Origin of the sequence: Corynebacterium sp. 74A, assembly GCF_008930665.1 — a bacterium.
Taxonomy (GTDB): Bacteria; Actinomycetota; Actinomycetes; order Mycobacteriales; family Mycobacteriaceae; genus Corynebacterium; species Corynebacterium megadyptis.
In genome coordinates this window covers 190,981-212,281 of record NZ_PQMG01000004.1, presented here as the reverse complement: position 1 = coordinate 212,281, position 21,301 = coordinate 190,981, and the positions used below count along the sequence as shown (strand labels likewise).

The window sequence follows — 21,301 nt, the reverse complement described above, 5'->3', positions numbered from 1 at the left end:
GTGCGGGGATTAGCCCTTGCGGATCTCGTCCTCGAGACGGTGCAGGATCTCCTGCAGCTCATCGGCGGGGCGATCCACGGCGACGGAGGTGCCGGCGGTGTCCTCTTGATCGGCATCCACCACAGCCTGGGTGTGCCAGATCTCGGCGAGCTTCTTCAGCTGCTCATTGTCCTTGTCCTCGGCGCGCACAACCACCACGTTGATATAGGGCTCTGCGAGCTCAGAGTTAGGGTCATCGGCGAAGATGGAGGACTTCGGGTCGATTCCGGCGCGATCCAGGAAGGAGTTGTTGATGATGGCCGGCTTGCCCTCGCCCCAACCGGTGGGGGTCTGCGCGGCATCCACCGGCTGCACCTTAACCTTGGACTTATCCTTATCGATGTCGGCCGGGGTGGGGTTATTCACGTCATTCTTCAGGGTGATCAGATCCGCCTGCACCAGCACGTTGATAGCGCGGCCCTGGTTGGAGGGATCGTTCGGGATTACGATCTCTTGGCCCTCGATGCCGTCGAGGGAATCGTGGTCCTTCCAGTACAGTGCCAGCGGCACGATGTAGGTGGAGCCGATCGGCAAGAGGTCATCGCCAGAGCCCACATTGTGCTCGGCGAGGAACTTCAGGTGCTGGAAGCTATTGGCGTCGATCTCGCCCTCGGCCAGCGCCTTATTGGGGGTATTGAAATCGCTGAAGTTCACAACCTCGAGATCGATGTCGTTTTCGTTGGCTGCGTCCTCCCACGCGGCGAACTGCTTCAGGGTGGAATCAGTAGAGCCGAGCTTGATGGTGGAGGAATCATCGCTGCCGCAGGCTACCAGCGCGGTAGCGGACAGGGCCACGGTGGCCAGGGCGGCGGTGGTGCGGGTAAATCGCTTCATGGGAACATCCTTAGAAAAAGTAGTAGAAAGAGCTGTCTATTTGACGCTGCTCTACGCTAGCACCTTCGTTTCAATCTGTACAGCTTGGTCTGCGGGAGGTGTAATAATTGGCTAGAACAGATGTGCGAAACATGCTAGCGTGGGGCGCATGGAATGGAATGGCTGCTTCTTGGGGGTGAATGCCCGCCCTTTGAGCTGGTCAAAGCTAGAAAGGCTGCTATCTGGCCGCTATGATGGGCACCTCCAGACTGAGCCCGCTCAGTCTAGTCCTAACGCAGCGCATGTTCGACAATCGGACGGACGTATCGCGGACCTGCATTGCCGCTCGAGTTATAGCTTTTTACACGGCGCATCTGAGCCAGAAGAACTCGTCGCTCGCGCCGTGGAATTGGGCTACCGCGCCCTCGGTCTGTGTGATCGCGATGGCCTCTATGGTGTGGTGAAATTCGCCGAGGCCGCAGCGCACTATCAGCTGGACACGATCATCGGTGCCGAGCTGAGTGTCGGCGAGCAACTGGGGATTCCGGCCACCTTGTGTGTGCTCGCCAAGGACGTTGAAGGCTATCGCCGCCTCAGCCGCGTTATATCCGCCGCGGCGATGACCGCAGGGGAAAAAGACCACACGGTCTATCCCTCGCTGGCGGCGCTCGGTACCGCTGCCGGCGGTCGCTGGTATGTGCTTGTCGACGCCATCTGGGCCCCACAGCTCCCCGCCCTGATCGACGCATTCGGGCCGGAGAATATCCGCCTCGAATACCGGATTTCTCGTCGCCCCACGGACGCCGATGTGCACGCTGAGCTGGACCGGCTTCGCGCCCAGTATCACCTGCGGGGGACTGTCTCCGCCGTGGCCACGGCCGCCACGATGGGGGCGCGGCGGCTCGCCGCTGCGAAGGATGCCCTCGCCGCGCGCCGCAGCGTGGTCGATCATGCCGCGGAACTCGACCCCATGGGCGGACGCTGGCTACTGGGGGAGAAGGCATTGGCCACCATGGTGCCGCATGCCAGCGAACTCATGGCAGAGAACCTGCAGCTGGCGGAGGAATGCGCCGTGCAGCTCACCCTCGTGGCACCGAATCTGCCCAGCCACGGGGACAATGAGCTGGCGCAGCTGCGCCAGCTGGTCACGGAGCGCGCTCCCCAGCGCTATGCGTCTCGGCCCACCGAGATCGCCCACCGCGCCCATGCGCAGATCGACTATGAGCTGGACGTAATCGAGCAGCTCGGCTTCGCTGGATATTTTCTCATCGTGTGCGGGATCGTGGATTTTTGCCGGCGGGAGAATATTCTCTGCCAAGGTCGCGGCTCGGCCGCCAACTCTGCGGTGGTATTCGCTCTCGGCATCACGAATGTGGAGCCGATCAGTGCGCGACTCCTCTTTGAGCGCTTCCTCTCTCCCGAAAGAGAAGGGCCACCGGATATCGATATTGATATTGAATCTGGCCGCCGCGAGGAGGTGATCCAATATGTCTACGACACCTATGGCCGCGACTACGCCGCCATGGTGGCCAATGTGATCACCTATCGCCATAAGGGGGCGATACGTGACGCCGGCCGCGCCCTCGGCTTTGCTCAGGGCAGCTGTGATGCGTGGTCGCGGGGCATCGCCGACCCACCAGAGCAGGTGCGCCAGCTCGCGGCCAGCCTTGAAGGCCAGCCCCGGCACCTTGGCATTCACTCCGGCGGTATGGTGCTGTGTGATCGCCCCATCGCGGATGTGGTGCCCGTGGAATGGGCGCGCATGGACAAACGCTCCGTGGTGCAGTGGGATAAGGATGACTGCGCCTCCGCGGGGCTGGTGAAATTTGACCTCTTGGGTTTAGGCATGCTCGAGGCCCTGCACCACATGATCGATCTCGTGGCAGAGCAGCATGGCATCACCGTGCACTTGTGGGAACTCGACCTCGCCGAGCCAGAGGTCTATGCCATGCTCGCCCGCGCCGATGCCGTGGGGGTGTTTCAGGTGGAATCCCGCGCCCAGCTCAATACCCTGCCGCGGCTGAAACCCCGCGAATTCTTTGACCTTGTAGTGGAGGTCGCCCTTGTGCGCCCAGGGCCGATTCAGGGCGGCTCGGTGCACCCCTATATCCGCCGCCGCAACGGCCTCGAGCCCGTGGAGTTCGATCACCCCTGCCTGGAAAATGCGCTGGGTAAAACCCTTGGCGTGCCGCTCTTTCAGGAACAGCTCATGCAGATAGCGGTGGACGCCGCCGGTTTTAGCGGCGTAGAAGCCGATGCTTTAAGACGCGCCATGGGCTCCAAACGCTCACCAGAGAGGATGGAGACGCTGCGCACGAAGTTCTATGCGGGCTGTAAACGCACCCACAATATAGACGAGGATGTCGCCCACCGGCTATGGCTGAAAATTATGGCCTTCGCCGCCTATGGTTTTCCTGAATCCCACTCCCAGTCCTTCGCCTCCTTGGTGTACTTTTCGGCCTGGTTTAAATACCACTACCCAGCAGAGTTCTGCGTGGGTCTGCTGCGTGCCCAACCCATGGGCTTTTATTCGCCCCAATCCCTGATCCAAGATGCCCGCCGGCACGGGGTGCAGGTGGAGCCGGTCTCGGTGCTGGATTCGGATGTGCAACCACGGGTGGACAACGGGGCAATCCGGTTGGGGTTGTGCTCGGTATCAGGGCTGCGGCGGCAGGCTGCCGACAGGCTCGAGAAGATCCGACACAGCCTCTCGCCGGCATCGACGGTGGCTGATATCGCCCGCGTCGCCGAGCTGAACGTCCGAGATGTGGAAAGCCTCGGCCGCGCCGGGGCCTTCGCGGCGCTCGGGATTAGCCGCCGCCAAACCCAATGGGTGGCGGGAGTGGCTGCCAGTGAGCAGCAGGGCATGCTGCCGGGGCTCTCGGCGATCACCGCGCCGCCGCTGCCGGGAATGAACACCTTTGAGCTCATGGTGGCCGATGTGGCCAGCACCGGGATCACCCCAGCCAGCCAGCCGCTGGAGCTCATTCGCGCCGAGCTTGAGCGGCGCGGGGTGATACCTGCGGCGCAGTTGCTTGCGCAGGAGGATGGCCGCCGCATCCTCGTGGCCGGCATCATCACCCACCGCCAGCGTCCCCAGACCGCCAGCGGGGCAGTATTTTTTGGCATGGAGGACGAAACCGGTTTGATCAATGTGGTGGTCTCGCCTGGGTTGTGGGCGCGCTACCGCCGGCTCGCGCGCACCGCGACCGCGCTGCTCGTGCGCGGTATCGTGCGCACCGCCACCGGGGCGGCCACCGTGGAGGCCGATAAGTTCGAGCCCCTGGCCCTCGGGGAGATGCTGGACATCCGCTCCCGCGACTTTCGCTAAGCGGCGGGCGCACGGTGCGCACTGTGCTAAAAGTGGGCCTATGGCTTCTCACACCGAACTCAACCAGCGCGACGCCGACGCCATGGGCGTGACGTTTCAGCCCGTCTCCCCAGCCTTGGTGAAGGCGCGGCTTATCGGCCGCATGCCCGTTCTGATCCTTGCGACACTCGGCATGGCCATCGGCGCCTACTTCGTCTCTGGCGGATGGCAGATTGCGCTCATCATTGGTGCGATCGCCATGGCTGGGCTCAGCGCGTTTATCGCCTGGCTCACCGTAGTTCAAGTGGCGCGAATCGGCTGGGCAGAAACCGAGGATGAGCTGCTGGTCCGCCGCGGCCGCCTGTTCTACAGCCTCACCGTGGTGCCCTATGGCCGCATCCAGTTCGTCGATATCAATAACGGCCCCATCGAGCGTGCTCTTGGACTGAAGAACATCGAGCTGCACACCGCGTCCTCCACCAGCGACTCCAGCATTCCGGGCCTGCCCGAGGATGTGGCCTCCGAGTTGCGCGTGCGCCTGAGTGAGAAGGCGAAGGAGAGGATGAGCGGCCTGTGAAAGAAGAACTACACCCCGATGCCGCCGCACCGGACAACGGCGCGCCCGCGGTCACCGCAGACAACGCCGAATTCCAGCGCGTTCACCCGCTGACCCCGCTGATTCGTTTCTGGCGGGCGCTGCTGGCGCTGATCGTCGCCATCGGCATCAACCAGCGGGAGCTCCTCGGCGATATTGTTGATTTCCTGCGCGATCGTGACTCTTTTTCCCTCCTACCCATCGTGGTGGGTATCGGCGGCACCGTGCTTGTGCTCGGGCTGACGTGGGCGCTGTCCCGGATCTGGTGGAAGCGCAATGGCTATCGCCTCGGCAGCGATGAAGTGGTGGTGGAAAAAGGCGTGTTCAGCCGCCAATCCCGGTCCGCGCGCTGCGATAGGATTCAGGCCGTCGATGTGGCCGAGCCCCTCGTCGCCCGCATCTGCGGTCTTGCTGCCGTGCACATTGAAACTGCAGGCGGCGATGATTCGGTGCTGAAGATCGAGTACCTAGATAAAAACACCGCCGAGCAGGTCAAAGACACTGTGCTGCGCCATAGCCGCGGAGAACAGGACGCAGCAGGGCCCGCTGCTACCGAGAGTGCCGCGGCTGAACAGCCAGCCGCCGAGAGCCCCGCGCCCGCAGCGACCGCGGCCGCCGCGCCAGAGCTGCTGGCCGCTGTTCCTGTGCGCCAGGCCTTGCTCGCGCTGGCCCTCCAGTGGTCCACCATCGTCATGGCGCTGGCGCTCATCCTGGTCGTGCTCACCCCCGCCGGATTCGCGATCGTGCTGCCTATACTCCTCGGTGGCTTACCCTCTGTGGTGGGCTTCGCTAATCGAGCGTGGGGCTTTCGTGCTGAACACAATGCCACCACCCATGAGCTGCTGCTGCGCTATGGGCTCACCGAGCGTCGCTCGCAAACAGTGCCGCTGCACCGTGTGCACGGGGTATCCATCACCCAGCCGCTATTGTGGCGGCGCATCGGCTGGTGGAAGGTGACGGTGTCGGTGGCCGGCTATGGCGATAGCAGCGATACCTCCACCACCACTACGGTGCTGCCGGTGGGCGACTATGCCACGGCCACCGCGATACTCCTGCTGCTCAGCGAGGTCGAACCCGCGCACCTGCAGGGGCCGGCGCAGCCAGGGCAGGTGCACTCGCCAACGGTGCGTTCTCCCCGCCAGGCGCGATGGTTGGGGCCGCTGCACTATCACTACCGCGGGCTCAGCCTGGTGGAGGACTACGCCGTCATCCACACTGGGCGCTTCAACCGCACCATGAGCGTAGTGGAGCTGGAGCATATTCAGGAGCTCACGCTCAGCGCCGGGCCGCTGCAGCAGCGCTTAGGGCTGGTGAGCGTCCGCCTCGACTTGGTGGAGGGGCCGGTACAGATGGAGCTGAAGCATATCGCCAGCGCCGATGGCTACGCCCTGCTTAATCGGCTCCGCCAGCGCCAGCTCCCTGCGCTGCACAGCCCGGATAGCCCAGCTGCCGCCACGCCTCATAGGCCGCCACAGCCGCCGCATTGGACAGATTCATCGATCTCCGCCCCGCCAGCATCGGAATCCGCACCTGAGCGGTGATGCGGGGATGGGAGAGCGCCGCCGCGCTCAGCCCCGTTGGCTCGGTGCCGAAGAGCAGCACATCGCCGGGCTGGTAGTGCACCTCCGAGTGGCTAAGAGCGCCGCTGGTGGTGAAGGCGAAGACCCGAGCATCGGGCAGCGAGTCGAGGCACGCTGCGAGCGAGGAGTGCACCTGCACCTGGGCGAGGTCGTGATAGTCAAGACCGGCCCGGCGCAGGTGCTTTTCGCTGAGATCGAAGCCGAGTGGCTCGCACAGGTGCAGGGTGGCGCCCGTGCCGGCGCACATGCGGATGGCGTTGCCGGTATTCGGAGGAATCACCGGGTTATCAAAGACCACATGGGCATAGGGCAGGGCGGTGCTGGGGCTGGTAACGGGCGCGGTGTTCACGTGGGCCCATCCTACGCGGCGGGCGTCTGACATAATGGATCCATGACCGCGATGAAACTGGATGGAAAACTCTACCGCGACGAAATTTTCGTCGAGCTTGCGAAGAAAGTCGAAAGACTCAAGGAACAGGGCATCACTCCAGGGCTCGCGACGGTGCTGGTGGGCGAGGACCCCGCCAGCCAGTCCTATGTGCGCATGAAGCACAAGGACTGCGAGAAGATCGGCGTGAACTCGATCCGGAAGGACCTGCCGGAGGATGTCACCCAGGGCGAGCTGCTTGAGGTGATTGAGGAGCTGAATAATGATGACGCCTGCACCGGCTACATTGTGCAGCTGCCGCTGCCGAAGCACATCGACGAAAACGCCGTGCTCGAGGCCATTGATCCCGCCAAGGACGCCGATGGCCTGCACCCGGTGAACCTGGGCAAGCTGGTGCTCAACGAGCCCGCCCCGCTGCCCTGCACCCCCAATGGCTGCATTCATCTGCTGCGCCGCTTCGATATTGAGCTGAACGGCGCCAAGGTTGTGGTGATCGGCCGCGGCGTAACAGTGGGTCGCCCCATTGGGCTCATGCTCACCCGCCGTTCCGAGAACTCCACCGTGACGCTGTGCCACACCGGCACCGCCGATCTGAAGGCGGAAACCCAGCAGGCCGATGTGATTATCGCCGGCGCGGGCGTGCCGCACATGCTCACCGCCGACATGGTGAAGCCGGGCGCTGCCGTGCTGGATGTGGGAGTCTCCCGCAAGGACGGCCAACTGATGGGTGATGTACACCCCGATGTGTGGGAGGTCGCCGGTGCCGTATCGCCGAACCCAGGCGGTGTGGGCCCGCTGACCCGCGCCTTCCTCGTGCGCAATGTGGTGGAGCGGGCGGAGAAGCTCGCCGGTCTATCCCAGCGCGAGCTCTAATACCGGATCCGTGGAGCGCGTCGACCCCATCGCGGATCTCAGCGGCAACCCGCACGATCGGGCCCTGCCGCCCTCGTCGCTACCCCTCCGCCTGCAACGGGCGCTCATGGGCGTGTTCTTGGTGGGGCTGATTGTGGCCGCGGTGTTTCTCTTCAGCGATCACTGGCGCCGAGCCACCTTCGTCTTCGGTGCCAGTCTCGTGCTGCTATCCGTGATCCGCTACGTCTGTGATTCCCATGTATTGGGAGTGCTGGCGGTGCGCTCGCGGCGTTTCGACGTCGCCTTCACGGCCGTCGTGGGCGGGTTGATGATGTACGTCTCCGCCTCTATCGATGCCCTCGGCAGCTAGCTGGCGGCGAGGAAGCGGCGCACAATATTGTCCATTTGCCGTTCTTCCACGAGGAAGGCGTCATGGCCCACTGGTGAAGAAATATGGGCCATCCCGATGGGATGGGAGACGTTCCGCGCAATCAATTCCTGCTGGTAGTAGGGGTAGAGAATGTCGGTGTCTACCCCTGCCACCATGGTGGGGGCGGTGATCTGCGCCAAGGCAGGCACCAGGCCGCCGCGGTCGCGGCCGATATCGAAGCGATTGAGCGCTTCGGTGAGTACCACATAGGAGCCGGCGTCGAAGCGATCGACGAGCTTGCGGCCCTGGTGGTCGAGATAGCTTTCTACAGCGAAGCGCTGGGTGGGGTCGCGATAGGCGCCCAAGGGATTCTCCCCGCGCTGGGCGGTGGTGCCGAAGCGCTCGTCGATCTCGAGCTCGCCACGGTAGGTGAGATGTGCCAGCTTGCGGGCGGTGGTGAGCCCCTGCTCGGGGCGGCGCCCCGTGCCGTAGTAATCCCCGCCCTGCCAGTCGGGATCATAGGTGATGGAGGCAATCTGGATCTGCTGCACGCCGATCTGCCAGGCGCTGGCCCGCGGCGAGACCGCCACCACCAGGCAGGCCTGCACCATCTCGGGGTAGAGCAGCGCCCATTCGAGGGTGCGGGCACCGCCCATGGACCCGCCGGCGACGGCTCGCAGGTGGGTAATGCCGAGATGATCGAGCAGGAGTTTTTCCGCGCGCACGAGATCCCGAATGGATAGCGCCGGAAAGCGCGAGCCCCACGGCACGCCGTCCGGGTCCGGGGAGGCGGGGCCGGTAGAGCCCTGACAGCCGCCGAGTGCATTGGTGCAGATGATGCAGTACTCGGTGGTGTCGAAGGCGCGGCCCGGCCCGATAATCCCGCCCCACCAGTCGGCCGCATTGGCATCGCCGGTGAGGGCGTGTTCGACGAGGATGATATTGGAGCCATCCGCGCGGGGCTCACCGAAGCGCATATACGCCACGGAGATGGGCAGGCTCACACCGGCCTCGGTGCGGAACTCGCCGAGCGGCACCGTGTGCAGCTGGCCGGGTGTGCCTAGGTTCATCCTTGGTGTCCTTTCCCTCTCCGGCGCGGGTGATCGCTGCGGTGGGTTAGCTGAGGGCGGCGAAGCCGCGCTCGAGATCAGCGATGATGTCCTCGAGCGCCTCGATGCCCACCGATAGGCGGATGGTGGACTGGCTGATACCGGCTCGGCGGAGACCGGCCTCATCCGATTGCGAGTGCGTTGTGGAGGCCGGGTGCACCACCAGGGAGCGTACATCGCCGATATTCGCCAGGTTGGAGTGCAGCTGTAGGGCGTCGATGAAGGCCCAAGCCTCATCGCGGCCGCCCTCGATATCGAAGGAGAGCACCGAGCCGGTGGTGGCCAGGCCCAGCTTCTGCGCGGTGGCGTGGAAGGGTGAGGACTCCAGGCCGGCGTAGTTCACCTTGGTCACCGCAGGCTGGGACTCCAGGAACTGGGCCACGGCCAAGGCATTGGAGTTGTGGCGCTCCACGCGCAGGCCAACGGTGTCCAGGCCTTGGGCGGTCACCCACGCATTGAAGGGGGAGGGGGCCGCACCGGTGTCGCGGAGCAGACCCACCCGAGCCTTGAGGCCATAGGCGGCGGGGCCTAGGTCCACATAGCGCAGGCCGTGATAGGCGGGGTCCGGGGTGACGAAATCGGGGTATTTGGGTTCACCGTTGTGTTCCACGGACCAATCGAAAGAGCCGCCGTCGACAAGCACACCGCCCAAACCGGAACCATTGCCGGTGTAGAACTTGGTCAGCGAGGCCACCACCACATCGGCGCCCAGCTCGAGCGGGCGGACTAGGGCTGCGGTGGCCACGGTGTTGTCCACGATCAGCGGCACCTTGTGCTCATGCGCCACCGCGGAGACGGCCGGAATGTCCAGCACATCCGCCTGCGGGTTGGCGAAGGTCTCGCCGAAGAAGGCCACCGTGTTGTCCTGTGCGGCGGCCGCCCAGGATGCGGGATCGTCCGGATCTTCGACGAAAGTGACGTCGATACCCAAGCGCGGCAGGGTGATCTGGAAGAGCGTCTCGGTGCCGCCATAGATACGCGGGGAGGAGACAATGTGGGAGCCGGCGCGGGCCAAGTTGAGGATCGCGGCGGTCTCAGCAGCCATGCCGGAGGCGAAGAGCACAGCGTGCACGCCGCCCTCGAGGGAGGCGAGGCGCTCTTCGACGGCGGCCACGGTGGGGTTGGTCAGGCGGGAATACACCGGACCAAGGTCGGAGAGATCGAAACGCGCGGCGGCATGGGCGGCGTCGTCGAATACATAGGACGAGGTGAAGTACAGCGGCAGATTGCGGGCGCCGGTATCGGAGTCCACCGGCTGGCCGGCGTGGATCGAGCGAGTAGCAAAGCCCCACTCGGCCGCGTTCTCATTGTTGTACTTAGGCATTGATGGTTCCTCTCATCATGGAAATTTATGGGACCACAACGCGGGACGGTTCGAGCCATCCGCCAGAGAACACAGTATGAGACAGCTTCGCCGCGAAGGAGGAACCATAGACCGCGGCGAGCGCTTGAAAAGAAATGACTTCCCAAGAGTCCTTAAGGGAAAGCGGAGAGCGTCGAATCCTCAGCGCCCCGCGTTGCGTTGTCAGCAACCCTAACGAACCGCTCGGTCTAGAGCAAGCATCGGGCGGCCAGCATGGTCACGGTTAGGTGTCCTGAACTGCAGCGATGAGATAGACAGCTCGGTATGTGAGTTAGCTCATTTTGGGGGTGATCGGCGATATAAGAGGCCCCGCTCCAGCCATCGATCGGTAGGGGTCGGCGGCGGGGGGCGGGGTGTCGCGCGCGGATGTGGGTTTTAGGAGGTGGTTGAGCTCAGCGGCAAGTAGACGCGCTCGCCGCGCTGGGTGAACTCATCCGACTTTTCCTGCATGCCGGCCTCGATGGCTTCAGCCGAGGTGAGGCCATGCTCCTGGGCATAGTCGCGCACGTCCTGGCTGATCTTCATCGAGCAGAACTTCGGGCCGCACATGGAGCAGAAGTGGGCGGTCTTGGCCGGTTCAGCCGGCAGGGTCTCATCGTGGAAGTCCAGCGCCGTATCGGGATCCAGGGCCAGGGCGAATTGATCGTGCCAACGGAACTCGAAACGGGCGGTGGACAAGGCATCATCGCGCTCCTGGGCGCGGGGATGTCCCTTACCCAGATCCGCGGCGTGAGCGGCGATCTTATAGGTGATCACGCCCGTCTTCACATCATCGCGGTTGGGCAGGCCTAGATGCTCCTTCGGGGTGACGTAGCACAGCATCGCGGTGCCCGCCTGGCCGATGATCGCGGCGCCAATCGCGGAGGTGATGTGATCATAGCCAGGGGCGATATCGGTGGTCAGCGGGCCGAGGGTGTAGAAGGGGGCCTCATCGCACCAGTCCTCCTCCCAGGTGACGTTTTCTGCCACCTTGTGCATGGGGATGTGTCCGGGGCCCTCGATCATTACCTGCACGCCATGATCGTGTGCGATGCGGGTGAGCTCGCCGAGAGTGCGCAGCTCGGCCAGCTGGGCCTCGTCATTGGCATCGGCGATCGAGCCCGGGCGCAGGCCATCGCCGAGGGAGAAGGTGACATCATAGGCGGCGAGAATCTCGCAGAGCTCCGCGAAGTTGGTGTACAGGAAGGACTCGCGGTGCTCCTTCAAACACCACGCCGCCATGATCGAACCGCCGCGGCTGACGATGCCGGTGACGCGCTCGGCGGCCAGCGGAATATAGCGCAGCAGCACCCCAGCGTGCACCGTCATATAATCCACGCCCTGCTCGCACTGCTCAATGATGGTGTCGCGGTAGATCTCCCAGGTGAGCTTGGTGGCATCACCCTTGACCTTCTCCAGGGCCTGGTAGATCGGCACAGTACCCACCGGCACGGGGGAGTTGCGCAGAATCCACTCGCGGGTTTCGTGAATATTGTCGCCGGTGGAGAGGTCCATGATGGTGTCTGCGCCCCAGCGGGTGGCCCACACCATCTTCTCCACCTCCTCCGCGATGGAGCTGGTGACCGCCGAATTACCGATATTCGCGTTCACCTTCACCGCGAACTTCTTGCCGATGATCATCGGCTCGATCTCGGGGTGCTTGTGATTGGCGCAAATCACCGCCCGGCCCGCGGCCACCTCCTCGCGCACCTCCTCCGGGGTGAAGCCCTCGCGGTGGGCGATGAAGGTCATCTCCGGGGTGATGATCCCGGCTCGGGCCCAGGCCAGCTGGGTGCGCACCAGTGTGGTGGGCTGCGCCTCCGACGCGGGGGCGGGGGCCGGGGTTTCCCACTGCTCGCGCAGCGGCTCGAGGCCCTTCTTCAGATCCAGCTGGGGGTTGTCCTCGGTGTAGATACCAGAGGTGTCATAGACCTCGAAATCTTGACCGGTGGTCAGTTCGATGGCGCGCGCCGGGATGCGCATGGTGGTGGTGGAGCCATCGGTGTTGGTGTGGGTGACCTCGCGGTAGGTCTTGTGGCTGCGGTAGATGGGGCCGGTGGTCAGCTCACCCGGTTCGGGCGCGGCACTGCGGGCCTTCTTGGCGGCAGACAGACGGGTAGTCATAAAAAATCCTTCCTACGCTGGCATGATCCAGACAGGTTCATACGGTCGACCCATGCGCTGGGTCCTCTCAGCGCGCAGCATCAGCGCACTCCCGTGGGTATGAGGTTGTATTTATTTAAGGCTATAGCACGATGGCCGCTCTGTCCTCGCTTTGGGCAATGTCCCCCGCGCTGCCCCTGAGCAGGCGGGGGACAGAGCACCTCAGCGCGTGGCTAGTAGCAGTCCCAGCTATAGCCGACGCGGGAGAAGTCGCGGGCCCGCAGATCCGCAGCGGAGATGAAAAACGCCCCCACGCCTGTATCGCCCCACATCACTGGCCCCTCGCTATCGATTTGCAGTAGCAGCACATCGAGCTCATCCTCCGGGGTGCGCAGATCCGCCTGGGTGAAGAAGGGATAGCCGCCGATACGGTGCCCGCCGGTGGTGTGGCTATCGCGGAGCTGATCCACGAGCTCGCCGATGCCGGCAGCATCAACCTCGATGCCCAGCTCCTCCTCCGCGTCCGCCACCGCATCCTCGAAGCGATGGTCCTCGGTGGAGATGGGCTGGCGGACGAGCTCGAAGTCCATCCCGACGCCCTCGCTGCGAGTAAAGGGGGTGTGGGCCGCGGCGGGCAGGGTATAGGCGCTGCTGTCGACGGTGGAATCAAAGGATTCGCGGTAGATCACCCAGTGGTTATTGCGCCGGATATTGTCGAAGTCGTGCATGCCCAGCAGGTCATCGCCGCCGATGAAAAACTGCAGCAGGCCGGTGGCGGGCAGCAGATCATTGTCGGGAAGCTCGGCGAGGTTGAGCTGGGCCAGAAATACCAGCGGCGCGCCGTCTTGGCCCACCGGCGCCTCTTCGCCAGGGTCCAGATAGGGCTGGCCGCCCACGGTGCTTTCGCTCAGCGTCTGCGGAGTGCCGCGCAGCTGAATCTCGATAGAGGGGAGGGTGGAGCGTTCGGTGATATGCGCGAGGAGGCGCTTGGATTCACTGCTCATGGGGTCCTTTCCGCTAAAGCGCTCGCTCAATACTGTGGTGCGCCTCATGCTAGGGTGCCGTGGCGTCGAGCGCTAGGGAACACGTGTACGAAGTCGAGGCGGAGGCGGAATACAATGGCCCTATGGCTCGAATAGCGATCATTGGGTGTGGCCCGCGGGGATTGGCGGTGCTGGAAAGGCTCACAGCTTTCGCCGAGGAGCGCGGCGTGCAGGATCTGTGCATCGAGGTGATCGAGGAGTACGCTCCCGGCTCCGGTGCGGTGTGGAATCCCGAGCAGTCGCCGCTCATGCTCATGAATACCGCCAGTGGGGAAGTCACGGCTTTCGTGGACGAGACCGTGGAGCTGAGCGGCCCGCTCTGCACGGGACCCACCCTCTATGAATGGGCCCATAGCGCCGCCGCGGAGCCGTGGCTGGCGCTCGCCGGCGAGTGGGCGCAGCAGGAAGCCGCACGGCTTGCGGCCGCGGATCCCGCCAGCCGGCCCCTCTATGGCCTGTATCTGCAGTGGCGTTTCTCCCAGCTCGACGGCGCGGGCGTGCGGGTGCATACGCGCCGGGCCCGCCGCGTCCACCGCTTCGGCGAGGGCTGGCAGATTGACTTCGCCGATGAGGCGGAATCGATTCGCGTGGACGCCTGCGTGCTCACGCTCGGCCATATCCCCGCCCTGCTGCCGCCGGATGTGCGCCAGCTCGACGAGGCGTTAGCGCAGCTCGGGATCACCAACACGCTGCACATCCACCCCGCTAATGCCGCCGATCACCTCGCGGAGCTCGAGACGCTAGAGCCCCGTGAAACGGTGCTGATTAAGGGCGTGGGGTTGTCCTTTTTTGACTATATGGCCGCCCTCACTGAAGGCCGCGGCGGCCGCTTCACCGCGGCGGGCTATGAGCCTTCGGGGCGGGAGCCGCACATTGTGGCCGGCTCCCCAAGTGGTCTGCCCTATCGCGGCAAGCGGAACCTGCTCCAGCAGTACACGCCGCAGGTGCTCACCCCGGAGGCGATTGCGGATCTCACCCCGCCGATCGATTTCATGCGCGATATCTGGCCGCTCATCACCGCCGAGGTGGAGGCCCACTATCCCGATGTGGATTGGCAAAAGATCATCGACCCCGCAGTGGACATGGGGCAGTGGCGGCAGTGGCTGCACACCTACCTCACCGAGGACGCCTCGTGGTTTGACCCGATTCGCGATACTTGGCCGGTGATCGAGCAGGCCGTGGGCGCAGGACGGCTCTCCGCGCACAGCTACTCGGCGCACTTTAAGGACTTCTTCACTGGGGTCAATAGCGCGAATCTCCAGGGGCCGCCGCAGTTCCGTCTCGCGCAGCTCGATGCGCTTATCGACGCCGGCATCGTCACCCTGCCCGGCCCCGGCTTTTATGTAGAACCCAGTGCCCCGGAGGGCTTTGTGGGCTATTCGCGGATGAACGCCACGCAGCGCTATCACAGCCGGGTGTGTATCGAGGCCCGCCAGCCCAACCCCGATGTGTCGGTGAGTGCCGATCCGCTCATGCAGCAGCTGCTGGCGGAGGACTTGGCCATGGAGATGGTGCTGGAGGATGCCTCTGGTACGGCCGCCACCGGAGCCCTAGCGATCTCGGAGGAGACGATGCGGGTGATCCACCCCGCCAATGGGCAGCCCTGGGCCAGCCTCTATGCCTTCGGCATCTCGGTGGCGGGGCTGCACTGGCCGGTGGCGGAAACCGCCCAAGCCCGCAGCAATCACGGGATTTTGCGCCGCGCCGATGCAATTGCCGCCGATATTGCCGCCCGCTTTATGGCCTAGCGCGGGCAGGCGCCCAGACACGGCACAAGCCCACCGCCGCGGAGGAGGATCTCTGCGGCGGTGGGCCTCTACGCTGTGCTTACTTCAGGGTGTCGAGGATCTCGTTGTAGCGAGCGACCGGACGCATCACAGCGTTGGCCTTCTCCTCATCGGGGGCGAAGTAGCCGCCCAGATCGACGGACTCGCCCTGGACGTCGATGAGAGCCTGGTGGATCTCCTCGGAGGCCTCCTGCAGGGCCTCGGCAACCGGCTTGAAGGTCGCGGCGATCTCCGCGTCATCGCTCTGCTGTGCCAGCTCGGTGGCCCAGAAGAGAGTCAGCCAGAAGTGAGAGCCACGGTTGTCGTTCTCATTGACCTTGCGGGAGGGGGACTTGCCCTCGTTCAGCAGGGTCTCGGTGGCCTTGTCCAAAGCGGAGGCCAGCACGCCGGCCTTGTCATTGCCATTGGACTGCTGCTCGTGGCGGAAGGACTCAGCCAGAGCCAGGAACTCGCCGAGGGAGTCCCAGCGCAGGTGGTTTTCTTCCACCAGCTGCTGCACGTGCTTCGGGGCGGAGCCGCCGGCACCGGTCTCGAAGAGGCCGCCGCCTGCCATGAGCGGCACCACGGAGAGCATCTTCGCGGAGGTACCCAGCTCGAGGATCGGGAAGAGGTCAGTGTTGTAGTCACGCAGCACGTTACCGGTCACGGAGATGGTGTCCTCGCCGCGACGGATGCGCTCCACCGAGTAGGTGGTGGCCTCGACCGGGGACATGATCTGGATATCCAGGCCCTCGGTGTCGTGATCGGCCAGGTACTTCTTCACCAGCTCGGTGAGGTTGCGGTCGTGGGCGCGCTCCGGGTCGAGCCAGAACACTGCCGGCATACCGGAGAGACGGGCGCGGGTCACGGCCAGCTTTACCCAGTCCTGGATCGGGGCGTCCTTGGCCTGGCAGGCGCGCCAGATATCGCCGGCCTCGACCTCGTGCTCCATGAGCACCTCGCCAGCGGAATTAACGACCTGCACGGTGCCGTCGGCCTCGATCTTGAAGGTCTTGTCATGGGAGCCGTACTCCTCAGCCTTCTGTGCCATCAGGCCCACGTTCGGGACGGTGCCCATGGTGGTGGGATCGAAGGCGCCATTGGCCTTGCAGTCCTCGATCACGGCCTGGTACACGCCAGCGTAGGAGGAATCCGGGATGACGGCGAGGGCGTCCTGCTCCTCGTCGTTCTTGTTCCACATGTGGCCGGCGGTGCGGATCATGGCCGGCATGGAGGCGTCGATAATCACATCGGAGGGCACGTGCAGGTTGGTGATGCCCTTGTGGGAGTTCACCATGGCCACGTCCGGACCCTCGGCGAGAGCCTTCTCGAAGGCTGCCTTGATCTCCTGGCCACCCTCGACGGAGTCGAGGCCTTCCAGGATGGCGCCGAGGCCGTTTTCGCCGTTCAGGCCGTTGGCCAGCAGCACCTCGCCGTGCTCGGCGAATACATCCTTGAAGAAGGCGCGCACCACGTGGCCGAAGATGATCGGGTCGGAGACCTTCATCATGGTGGCCTTGAGGTGAGCGGAGAAGAGCACGCCCTCGTCCTGGGCGCGCTGCACCTGCTCGGTGAGGAAGGCGTCCAGAGCCTTGGCGGACATGAAGGTGGCGTCCACCACCTCGCCTTCCTGGACCTTCAGGTTGTCCTTGAGTACCTGCTCACCTTCGTCGGTGACGAGCTTAATGGTGAGGGAATCGGCGGCGGGCATAATCACGGACTTCTCGTTGTGGCGGAAGTCGCCGGAGTCCATGGTGGCCACGTTCGTCTTGGAGTCGGCCGACCACTCGCCCATGCGGTGCGGGTACTTCTTCACGAAGTTCTTCACGGCGATGGGGGCGCGACGATCGGAGTTACCCTCACGCAGCACCGGGTTCACCGCGGAGCCCTTGACGGCGTCGTAGCGGGCGCGGATGTCCTTTTCCTCATCGGTGGAGGGATTGTCCGGGTACTCCGGCAGGGCGAAGCCCTTGTCCTGCAGCTCCTTGATGGCGCGCAGCAGCTGCGGCAGGGAGGCGGAGATATTGGGAAGCTTGATGATGTTGGCTTCCGGGGTCTTGGCTAGTTCACCGAGCTCAGCGAGAGCGTCATTGACCTTCTGGTCCTCGCCGAGATAGTCGGGGAACTGGGCGAGGATGCGTCCGGCGAGGGAAATGTCGGAGGTCTCCACATCGATACCGGCGGTCGCTGCGAATGCCTCTACGGCGGGCTTGAGTGAGTAGGTGGCCAGCAGCGGGGCCTCGTCGGTGCGGGTGTAAATGATCTTAGCCATGCGTCTCCTATATATGAGTTGAAGAAATAACAGTACAGCCGTCTACGATACCCGTTCTCTTTTCCCGTGGGGGTAAAAAGGCGTCCGGATCCCACGGCTGATCCATACCCAGCTGTCCGGATTGCATTGTGGCCATAAAGGTGTAGTGTCTCAACGTTCGTACTACGTGTTGCACCCCAGTGTGGGAAAGGAGAAGAGCTGTTGCTGCGTCGGACAAAGAGGCTGCCGCGCCAAACCGAGATCTCGGATGCTCGCCGCTATATCGTGATGGCCGCGTTCGCGCTCGGCGCCTTCGGCATCGGCACGACCGAGTTCGCCTCCATGGGTTTGCTGCCGCTGATCGCCACTGACTTCGGTATCAGTGAGGCCAAGGCCGGCACGGTCATCTCCGTCTACGCGCTGGGAGTGATGGTCGGCTCCCCGATGGTGGCGCTGTTTACCGGCTTCATGCCGCGGCGCCGGCTGCTGCTTCTGCTCATGGCGGCGTTTACTATCTCCCACGCGGTCACGGTATTCAGCTCTTCTTATGCGATGCTGCTCATCACCCGCTTCGTCGCCGGTCTGCCGCATGGCGCCTACTTTTCCATCACCGCGCTGGCCACCGCTTCCATGGCGCCGGCGGGGCAGCGGGGCCGCTCCATCGCCTATGTGGGCATGGGCTTTTCGGTGGCCACGGTGGCCGGCGTGCCCGCCGCCCAGGCGCTGGGTTCGGTTTTCGGCTGGCAGATCGCCTATGCCCTAGTCGCGGCGGTGGGGCTGATTACCCTGGTGGCGCTGTGGTTCCTCATGCCGCACATGACCGAGATGCCGCCGACCAGCCCCCGCACCGAGCTCGGGGCCCTCGCGAAGGCGCAGATCTGGCTGACGCTGCTCATCGGCACCATCGGCTTCGGCGGCAACTTCGCCGTCTACACCTATATCACCTGGACCATGACGGAGCGGGCGGGGCTGAACCCGCACTGGATGTGGCTGGTGCTCATGGTCTACGGCTTCGGCCAGCTGCTCGGCAATGTTATCGGCGGCCGGCTCAGCGATTGGAACCTCGAAAAGGGCATCATGGGCGCGCTCAGCGCCTCCGCCATTCTCATGACGTTGTTCTATCTCGCCTCGCAGCATGTGTGGCTGGCCGTTCCAGTGTTCGTGCTCATCGGCACCGCCGCCAGCGCGCTGGTGCCCATCCTGCAGATTCGTCTCATGGACAATGCCGGCGAGGCGCAGATGCTGGCGGCCTCGCTCAACCACACCGCGCTCAACACCGCCAACGCCCTGGGCGCGGCGCTGGGTGGCGCGGTGATCGGTGCCGGGTTCTCCTATGCCGCCCCCGCGCTGGCCGGTGCAGGACTGGCGGTCTTGGGTGTGTGCACCTGGGCGCTGGCCTATCGCCTGAAGCGGGCGGAAGACGCCAGGATGGCGTCGACAAGCGAGCAGCGCTAAAAGCGCGGCAGGGCAAAGGGGCGCATATCGATGCCCGGATCGCGGCCGGCGACGAGCGCGCTAACGATCTCGCCGGTGACCGGGCCGAGGGTGAGCCCGTGCATATTGTGCCCGGCGGCGACGATGATATTCGGCTGCGCCCGCACCGGGCTGATATAAGGAAGCCCGGTGGGGGTCATCGGCCGCGGGCCGGTCCATTCCCGCGAGATCGGGGCCGTGTCCAGGCCAGTGATAAAACGCGCGGCCTGTTCCCGCAGAAAATCCATGCGGTGGCGCTCGAAACGCTCCACGCGGAAACCGAAATCCATCAGCCCCACCACCCGGGCGCTGCCGCTCATCGGCACGATCAGCGTTTTGCGATGCAGTCCCATGACGAGGCTGCGCGGCAGCGGATCCATCTCCACATGAAAGCTATAGCCGGTGCCCGGGGTGACGGCGGAGAAGCGCAGCCCTGGAATGCCGCGGAGCTGCCGGTTCAGCCAGGCGCCGGTGGAGACGACCGCCTTATCGAAGCCGATGGTCTCCACCCCGTGGCCGGTGCGGACGGTGGCGTGGGTGGAGTCGAGGGAGAGTAGCTCGGTGTGGGGGAGGATCCTCGCCCCCAGCTCGGTGAGGGCGGCGTGCAGCTCCGTGCAGAAGAGATCCGGATCGATATAGCGCTCGGTGGGGATGCGATAGCCGGCGGTGATCTCCTCGCCCAGAAGCGGCTCCTCCAGCTCGGCGCGGCTCAGAATCGGCCCGGGCTCCTCCAGCCCGAGATGCCGGGCGCGCGCAACCTGGGCCTCGCGGAAGACACGCAGTGCCGCAGGATCGGAGTGCACATTGAGATAGCCCCAGCCGCCGCCAGCGAGGGAGAGGCCATCGCGGTGAAAAGAGTCATAGGCGGCCATCGCCTGGCGCACCAGCTGATCCAGCGCCGCCGTATTGCGCTGCAGCCGCGACGCTGTGCAGTTGCGCAGGAACTGCAGGCCAAATACTGCCAGCCGCGGCAGCGCCAACGGGGCGATGGTGAAGTAGTGGCGCTGCGAGATCACGCCCTCGGCCAGCTGGCTGAGCAGCGCCGGCTCGGGCATGGGCAGCGCCTGCAACGGGGTGATCTCCCCGGCGTTGCCGCGCGCCGCCCCGGAGCCTATCCGGCCCCTATCGATGAGGGTGACCGCATGGCCCGCACGCGCCAGACTAAAGGCGGTACACAGCCCCACCAGCCCCGCTCCTGCGACGAGAACCTGCTGTGTTGCCATGGTAACCACCTTTCTGTGTGAGGATTTTGAGTGTGAAACTAATGCTACCGGCGGGGTTGGGGAGATGGCCACGATAGAATTGCGGGCTATGGCTATCACGATTTCTTCTGTCAACGTCAATGGCATCCGCGCCGCAGTGAAGCAGCGCTCCGAAGACAACCGCGGCATGCTCGCCTGGCTCGAGACCGCCGGGGTGGATGTGGTGCTCATGCAGGAGGTGCGCGCCGACGACACCCAGGCCCGCGCCGCCCTGGCCCCGGCCCTGGATTCGGGCTGGCATCTCGCCACCGCGCCGGCCGCCGCCAAGGGGCGCGCCGGGGTGGGGATTCTTTCCCGCTATGAGCTGGGTGATGTGGAGATCGGCATTCCCGGTTTCGAGGACTCGGGCCGCTTCATCGCTGCCACGCTTATCGACGCTCCCCTGGAGTCGCTGCGCGTGGCCTCGCTCTATCTGCCCTCCGGCGCGGCCGACACCGAGAAGCAGGATGAGAAATACGCCTTCCTCGATTCCTTCGGCCCCCTGCTGGAGGAGCTGGCCACGACCCACCCGGACATGGTGATCGGCGGCGACTGGAATATCTGCCACCGCGCCCAGGATTTGAAGAATGACAAAGCCAATAAGAAGAAGTCCGGTTTCTTGCCGGACGAGCGGGCCTTTATGGACTCGGTCTTTGGCACCTTCCCCGATGGGGCGAGCCAGGTGGAGGTCCACGGCAGCTTTGCAGGCGCGGTGAACTATTCCTCGGCGGCGCCGCTGCGGCAGCCGGCCACCGATCCCGCCTGGTTCGATGTGGCCCGCCGTCTTGAGGGCGATGTGGACGGCCCCTATACGTGGTGGACCTACCGCGGTAAGGCTTTCGACACCGATGCCGGGTGGCGCATCGACTACCAGGCGGCCACCGCCGCCATGCTGCAGCGCGCCGAGCGCTGCTGGGTGGATAAGGCCGATGCCTATAATCTGCGGTGGTCCGATCACTCGCCGCTGAATGTGTGCTACGCGGTCTAGTGGCGTGAGTGAAGCGTCGAGAAGCCTAAGAGGGGGCT

15 protein-coding genes, 1 pseudogene and 1 riboswitch are annotated in these 21,301 nt (G+C 64.5%); of the genes and pseudogenes, 8 read left to right on the top strand and 8 right to left on the bottom strand.

The window, feature by feature from the left end:
* Positions 1–9: 9 nt before the first annotated feature.
* Positions 10–873, bottom strand: coding sequence for a MetQ/NlpA family ABC transporter substrate-binding protein (locus GBB11_RS07890; protein WP_151550265.1), 864 nt, complete (start codon positions 871–873; stop codon positions 10–12).
* Between the two features lie 148 nt (positions 874–1,021).
* Between GBB11_RS07890 and GBB11_RS07885 the strand changes: the two genes are divergently transcribed.
* The 3 genes and pseudogenes from GBB11_RS07885 to GBB11_RS07875 form a co-directional block, all read left to right on the top strand.
* Positions 1,022–4,183 (top strand): error-prone DNA polymerase, encoded by a 3,162-nt coding sequence (locus GBB11_RS07885; RefSeq protein ID WP_151550264.1) that lies wholly within the window; start codon positions 1,022–1,024, stop codon positions 4,181–4,183.
* Between the two features lie 40 nt (positions 4,184–4,223).
* A complete protein-coding gene (locus tag GBB11_RS07880; protein ID WP_151550263.1) occupies positions 4,224–4,739 on the top strand; it encodes a PH domain-containing protein in 516 nt (171 codons plus the stop codon).
* Positions 4,736–6,121 (top strand): annotated as a pseudogene (locus GBB11_RS07875) (PH domain-containing protein); the annotation flags it as partial. The gene GBB11_RS07880 and the pseudogene GBB11_RS07875, both read left to right, overlap by 4 nt.
* Before the next feature lie 28 nt (positions 6,122–6,149).
* Here the strand turns inward: GBB11_RS07875 and GBB11_RS10955 are convergent.
* Entirely contained in the window at positions 6,150–6,686 is a 537-nt protein-coding gene (locus tag GBB11_RS10955) for a tRNA (cytidine(34)-2'-O)-methyltransferase (protein ID WP_370513527.1), read from the bottom strand.
* A gap of 42 nt (positions 6,687–6,728) precedes the next feature.
* Between GBB11_RS10955 and GBB11_RS07865 the strand changes: the two genes are divergently transcribed.
* Together GBB11_RS07865 and GBB11_RS07860 are read left to right on the top strand one after the other, a co-directional pair.
* The gene (locus GBB11_RS07865) at positions 6,729–7,598 is read left to right on the top strand and encodes a bifunctional methylenetetrahydrofolate dehydrogenase/methenyltetrahydrofolate cyclohydrolase (protein ID WP_151550260.1); all 870 of its coding nucleotides are present in this window, start codon (positions 6,729–6,731) and stop codon (positions 7,596–7,598) included.
* 10 nt (positions 7,599–7,608) lie between these two features.
* Positions 7,609–7,947, top strand: coding sequence for a DUF3017 domain-containing protein (locus tag GBB11_RS07860; protein WP_151550259.1), 339 nt, complete (start codon positions 7,609–7,611; stop codon positions 7,945–7,947).
* Here GBB11_RS07860 and GBB11_RS07855 read toward each other — a convergent pair.
* From GBB11_RS07855 to GBB11_RS07840, 4 genes are all read right to left on the bottom strand, one after another.
* Positions 7,944–9,017: a homoserine O-acetyltransferase gene (locus GBB11_RS07855; RefSeq protein ID WP_151550258.1), complete on the bottom strand. Its 1,074-nt coding sequence runs from the start codon at positions 9,015–9,017 to the stop codon at positions 7,944–7,946. The two genes, GBB11_RS07860 and GBB11_RS07855, sit on opposite strands and share 4 nt — an antisense overlap.
* Positions 9,018–9,063: 46 nt before the next feature.
* The gene (locus tag GBB11_RS07850; protein WP_151550257.1) at positions 9,064–10,380 is read right to left on the bottom strand and encodes an O-acetylhomoserine/O-acetylserine sulfhydrylase; all 1,317 of its coding nucleotides are present in this window, start codon (positions 10,378–10,380) and stop codon (positions 9,064–9,066) included.
* Positions 10,381–10,794: 414 nt separating this feature from the next.
* Positions 10,795–12,522 (bottom strand): phosphomethylpyrimidine synthase ThiC, encoded by a 1,728-nt coding sequence (gene thiC / locus GBB11_RS07845; protein WP_151550256.1) that lies wholly within the window; start codon positions 12,520–12,522, stop codon positions 10,795–10,797.
* A riboswitch (TPP riboswitch) is annotated at positions 12,515–12,627 on the bottom strand. It overlaps the preceding gene by 8 nt.
* A gap of 107 nt (positions 12,628–12,734) precedes the next feature.
* Entirely contained in the window at positions 12,735–13,505 is a 771-nt protein-coding gene (locus GBB11_RS07840; protein WP_192796397.1) for a YwqG family protein, read from the bottom strand.
* Positions 13,506–13,627: 122 nt separating this feature from the next.
* Between GBB11_RS07840 and GBB11_RS07835 the strand changes: the two genes are divergently transcribed.
* Complete coding sequence (locus GBB11_RS07835) at positions 13,628–15,292, top strand: FAD/NAD(P)-binding protein (RefSeq protein ID WP_151550254.1); 1,665 nt, start codon at positions 13,628–13,630, stop codon at positions 15,290–15,292.
* Between the two features lie 79 nt (positions 15,293–15,371).
* Here GBB11_RS07835 and GBB11_RS07830 read toward each other — a convergent pair whose 3' ends face one another.
* Complete coding sequence (locus GBB11_RS07830; RefSeq protein ID WP_151550253.1) at positions 15,372–17,582, bottom strand: NADP-dependent isocitrate dehydrogenase; 2,211 nt, start codon at positions 17,580–17,582, stop codon at positions 15,372–15,374.
* A gap of 201 nt (positions 17,583–17,783) precedes the next feature.
* Here GBB11_RS07830 and GBB11_RS07825 point away from each other — a divergent pair, with 201 nt between their 5' ends.
* Positions 17,784–19,016, top strand: coding sequence for an MFS transporter (locus GBB11_RS07825; protein ID WP_151550252.1), 1,233 nt, complete (start codon positions 17,784–17,786; stop codon positions 19,014–19,016).
* Here the strand turns inward: GBB11_RS07825 and GBB11_RS07820 are convergent.
* Positions 19,013–20,257: an FAD-binding oxidoreductase gene (locus GBB11_RS07820; protein WP_192796396.1), complete on the bottom strand. Its 1,245-nt coding sequence runs from the start codon at positions 20,255–20,257 to the stop codon at positions 19,013–19,015. The two genes, GBB11_RS07825 and GBB11_RS07820, sit on opposite strands and share 4 nt — an antisense overlap.
* Before the next feature lie 94 nt (positions 20,258–20,351).
* On the opposite strand from GBB11_RS07820, the gene GBB11_RS07815 reads away from it, so the two are divergent.
* Positions 20,352–21,263, top strand: coding sequence for an exodeoxyribonuclease III (locus tag GBB11_RS07815; RefSeq protein ID WP_192796400.1), 912 nt, complete (start codon positions 20,352–20,354; stop codon positions 21,261–21,263).
* Positions 21,264–21,301 lie beyond the last annotated feature (38 nt).

Coding starts and splice junctions, on each gene's coding strand:
- GBB11_RS07890 (WP_151550265.1), bottom strand. CDS start 873: ATGAAGCGATTTACCCGCACCACCGCCGCCCTGGCCACCGTGGCCCTG.
- GBB11_RS07885 (WP_151550264.1), top strand. CDS start 1,022: ATGGAATGGAATGGCTGCTTCTTGGGGGTGAATGCCCGCCCTTTGAGC.
- GBB11_RS07880 (WP_151550263.1), top strand. CDS start 4,224: ATGGCTTCTCACACCGAACTCAACCAGCGCGACGCCGACGCCATGGGC.
- GBB11_RS07865 (WP_151550260.1), top strand. CDS start 6,729: ATGACCGCGATGAAACTGGATGGAAAACTCTACCGCGACGAAATTTTC.
- GBB11_RS07855 (WP_151550258.1), bottom strand. CDS start 9,017: ATGAACCTAGGCACACCCGGCCAGCTGCACACGGTGCCGCTCGGCGAG.
- GBB11_RS07850 (WP_151550257.1), bottom strand. CDS start 10,380: ATGCCTAAGTACAACAATGAGAACGCGGCCGAGTGGGGCTTTGCTACT.
- thiC (WP_151550256.1), bottom strand. CDS start 12,522: ATGACTACCCGTCTGTCTGCCGCCAAGAAGGCCCGCAGTGCCGCGCCC.
- GBB11_RS07840 (WP_192796397.1), bottom strand. CDS start 13,505: ATGAGCAGTGAATCCAAGCGCCTCCTCGCGCATATCACCGAACGCTCC.
- GBB11_RS07835 (WP_151550254.1), top strand. CDS start 13,628: ATGGCTCGAATAGCGATCATTGGGTGTGGCCCGCGGGGATTGGCGGTG.
- GBB11_RS07830 (WP_151550253.1), bottom strand. CDS start 17,582: ATGGCTAAGATCATTTACACCCGCACCGACGAGGCCCCGCTGCTGGCC.
- GBB11_RS07820 (WP_192796396.1), bottom strand. CDS start 20,257: ATGGCAACACAGCAGGTTCTCGTCGCAGGAGCGGGGCTGGTGGGGCTG.